4 protein-coding genes and 1 pseudogene are annotated in these 3,023 nt (G+C 70.1%); 3 read left to right on the forward strand and 2 right to left on the reverse strand.

Going from position 1 to position 3,023, the window contains the following annotated elements:
* The first annotated feature begins 159 nt into the window (after positions 1–159).
* Positions 160–732: a VanZ family protein gene (locus tag U9R90_RS34935; protein WP_411061413.1), complete on the forward strand. Its 573-nt coding sequence runs from the start codon at positions 160–162 to the stop codon at positions 730–732.
* A 98-nt stretch (positions 733–830) separates the two neighbouring features.
* Positions 831–1,040, forward strand: a complete 210-nt coding sequence (locus U9R90_RS34940) for a PspC domain-containing protein (RefSeq protein ID WP_411061414.1) — start codon at positions 831–833, stop codon at positions 1,038–1,040.
* 69 nt (positions 1,041–1,109) lie between these two features.
* Here U9R90_RS34940 and U9R90_RS34945 read toward each other — a convergent pair whose 3' ends face one another.
* On the reverse strand, positions 1,110–1,403 hold the full coding sequence (locus tag U9R90_RS34945) for an ATP-binding protein (protein ID WP_411061415.1): 294 nt from the start codon (positions 1,401–1,403) through the stop codon (positions 1,110–1,112).
* A 152-nt stretch (positions 1,404–1,555) separates the two neighbouring features.
* A complete protein-coding gene (locus U9R90_RS34950; RefSeq protein ID WP_411061416.1) occupies positions 1,556–2,731 on the reverse strand; it encodes an adenosine deaminase in 1,176 nt (391 codons plus the stop codon).
* 122 nt (positions 2,732–2,853) lie between these two features.
* Between U9R90_RS34950 and U9R90_RS34955 the strand changes: the two are divergent.
* Positions 2,854–3,023, forward strand: a pseudogene (locus U9R90_RS34955) (alpha/beta hydrolase); the annotation flags it as partial.

Genomic DNA, 3,023 nt, shown 5'->3' on the forward strand with positions numbered 1-3,023 from the left:
GGGGTTGTGCCCACCCTCCCCCACTCTCGACTTCGCTCGAGCGGGAGGTGCCCCCTCGCCCTGCGGAACGACTGCCCACAACTGGGGGGTAGAAGGCGCGGGGCGGCGAGCGTGTCCGCGCGCGGAACCGATCCTGCCGGTGGTGGCGTCTTGGGGGGCGTGCAGCGTCAAGGCTCGCGCGGCGGCAACGCCGCCATTCGCTTCCGTGCGGCAGGAGTGCTCCTCCTGGCCGTACACCTTCTGCTCGTCGGCTGGATCACCCTGCGTCCACTGGACGTCCCCTGGGTGAGCGCCGCCAATCTGCAGCCACTCGCCGGGATCAAGGCCGACCTCGCGCTGGGCCCCGAGGAGGCCGCCCGCCAGCTCGGCCAGGGCCTGCTGCTGCTCGCCCCGCTCGGGGTGCTGCTGCCGCTGGTCGGCGGACGGCTCCTGGTGTCGCCGCTGGCGTCCCTGACCCGTACGGTCGCGGCCGGTGCGCTGCTCTCGCTCGGGATCGAGCTGCTGCAGACCGGCGTACCCGGCCAGGTCGTCGATGTGGACTCGCTGCTGCTGAACACCCTCGGCGTCGCCCTGGCGCACCTCGCCGTGGTGCCCGCCGCCAGAGCCCGGCTGCGTCGCCGTGCGGAAGGCGCGGCAGGCGCGGCAGGAGGCGCGCGGCGGCCCGTGCCGCATTGGGATGAGCCCTCTCAGGGGTCGACCCCGACGATTCCCAGGGTCGGGATCGCCCCCTAGCCGGACGCCCTCGACCCCTTCACGAACGTAGCTTTGAAGACATCGAAGACATCGGGGCCCATACGGGGTGCCTCGTCGATGGTCCTGAAGGAGCCACCATGACCGCCCTTACCCGCCCCCAGAACGGACGGATGATCGGCGGAGTGTGCGCGGCGCTGGCACAGCGCTTCGGCACCTCCGCGACCACGATGCGCGTGATCTTCGTGGCGTCCTGCCTGCTGCCCGGACCGCAGTTCCTGATCTACCTCGCCATGTGGATCATGATCCCGAGCGAGAAGAGCAACAAGACGGCCGCCGCGAGCTGGTAAGCCGCCGCGGGTACGCGAAACGGGGTGCACACCTCCACGGTGTGCACCCCGCTGCTCGTGAGGCTGGCGTCAGCCGATCGGCAGCCCGGTCGGCGCCAGCCCACCCAGCGGCAGGCCGCCGATGAGGCCGGTGACCGGGTCGCCACCGGCCGACAGCGCGTCCTGGCCCGCGAGCAGGGACTCGGCACCGCCGACGGGAAGCGTGTCCGCCGCCTCGCCGACCGGGAGTACACCGGACACGGAGCCCAGGGTCCCGGCGGCGTCCGGAACGGCCGGGGCGGCCGACGCGGTACCGGCCGCGGCGGCGGCGAACGCGGCGCCGATCGCGGCGACACCGAGGGACTTGGCGGCAGACTGCTTCATGGGGTTTCGTCCTCTGACTCTGAGCCGGGGGTCTTCGAGCGGTCCCGCAACGTATCCAGGCGTCAGTGGGCTTCGCAACGCATACAAACGGCCGGGAAGGCGCCTTCCCGGCCGTTTGGCGGATGCCCGACTCAGCGCCGTCCGCGCTCGGCTCAGCCCTGCATCGCGACAGAAGTACTGGTCGAAGCGGTCTGCTGGAACAACCACTCGGACCTGAGTTCGGCATATCCCGGCTTGATCACGTCGTTGATCATCGCGAGACGTTCATCGAAAGGAATGAACGCTGATTTCATCGCATTGACTGTGAACCACTGCATGTCGTCGAGCTTGTAGTCGAAGGTCGAGACCAGGTGCTCGAACTCCCTGCTCATGCTCGTCCCGGACATCAGCCGGTTGTCCGTGTTCACCGTGAGGCGGAAGTGCAGCCTGCGCAGCAGCCCGATCGGGTGATCGCCGTACGAGGTCGCCGCGCCCGTCTGCAGGTTGGACGTCGGGCACATCTCCAGCGGGATGCGCTTGTCGCGTACGTACGAGGCGAGGCGGCCGAGCTTCACCGTGCCGTCCTCGGCGACCTGGATGTCGTCGATGATGCGGACGCCGTGGCCCAGGCGGTCCGCTCCGCACCACTGCAGCGCCTGCCAGATCGACGGCAGGCCGAAGGCCTCGCCCGCGTGGATCGTGAAGTGGTTGTTCTCCCGCTTCAGGTACTCGAACGCGTCCAGGTGACGGGTGGGCGGGAAGCCCGCCTCGGCGCCCGCGATGTCGAAGCCGACGACGCCCGTGTCGCGGTAGCGGTTGGCGAGTTCGGCGATCTCCAGGGCGCGCGCGGCGTGTCGCATCGCGGTGAGCAGGGCACCGACCCGGATGCGGTGGCCGTTCGCCTTGGCGCGGCGCTCGCCCTCGCGGAAGCCCTCGTTGACCGCTTCGACGACCTCTTCGAGCGTGAGGCCGTTCTCCAGGTGCTGCTCGGGGGCGTACCGGATCTCGGCGTAGACGACGCCGTCCTCGGCGAGGTCCTCGGCGCACTCGGCGGCGACCCGGAACAGGGCTTCCCTGGTCTGCATGACGGCGCAGGTGTGCGAGAACGTCTCGAGGTAGCGCTCCAGGGAGCCGGAGTCCGCGGCGTCCCTGAACCAGATGCCCAGCTTGTCGGGCTCGGTCTCGGGGAGGCCCTCGTAGCCCACCTCACGGGCGATATCGATGATCGTCCCGGGGCGGAGACCGCCGTCGAGGTGGTCGTGCAGCAGCACCTTCGGGGCGCGGCGGATCTGGTCCGGGGTCGGGGTGGGAGCGCTCTGGCTGGCCTGGCTCCTGGTCTGGCTCGTCATTGGCGCACTGTACCGCCTACGCGCGTAGAGCGCGCCCGGGCGACGGCACATCTCCGCGTCGATACGTAACAGTGACCCTGCGGCCCGGCTCCGTACACCCGGGCTTCTGAGAGTGTGCTGTCATGGCGCAGCAAGCAACACCGGTACGTGATGCCCGACTTGGGCGGGTTCTGGGTGGCCAGGTGTCGGCGGTCAGCGGGGTTGTGCTGCTGCTGCCGAGTGGCGAGGAGGAGTCCACCCGCCGGACATCTCCGTTGGCCGTGGCGGAGGCGCGGGGAGTGGGGCGGCGGGT

Origin of the sequence: Streptomyces sp. E11-3, assembly GCF_046540415.1 — a bacterium.
Lineage (GTDB): Bacteria > Actinomycetota > Actinomycetes > Streptomycetales > Streptomycetaceae > Streptomyces.

Bases quoted from the DNA above. Each gene is read 5' to 3' on its own strand.
- U9R90_RS34940 (WP_411061414.1), top strand. From the start codon at position 831: ATGACCGCCCTTACCCGCCCCCAGAACGGACGGATGATCGGCGGAGTG.
- U9R90_RS34945 (WP_411061415.1), bottom strand. From the start codon at position 1,403: ATGAAGCAGTCTGCCGCCAAGTCCCTCGGTGTCGCCGCGATCGGCGCC.
- U9R90_RS34950 (WP_411061416.1), bottom strand. From the start codon at position 2,731: ATGACGAGCCAGACCAGGAGCCAGGCCAGCCAGAGCGCTCCCACCCCG.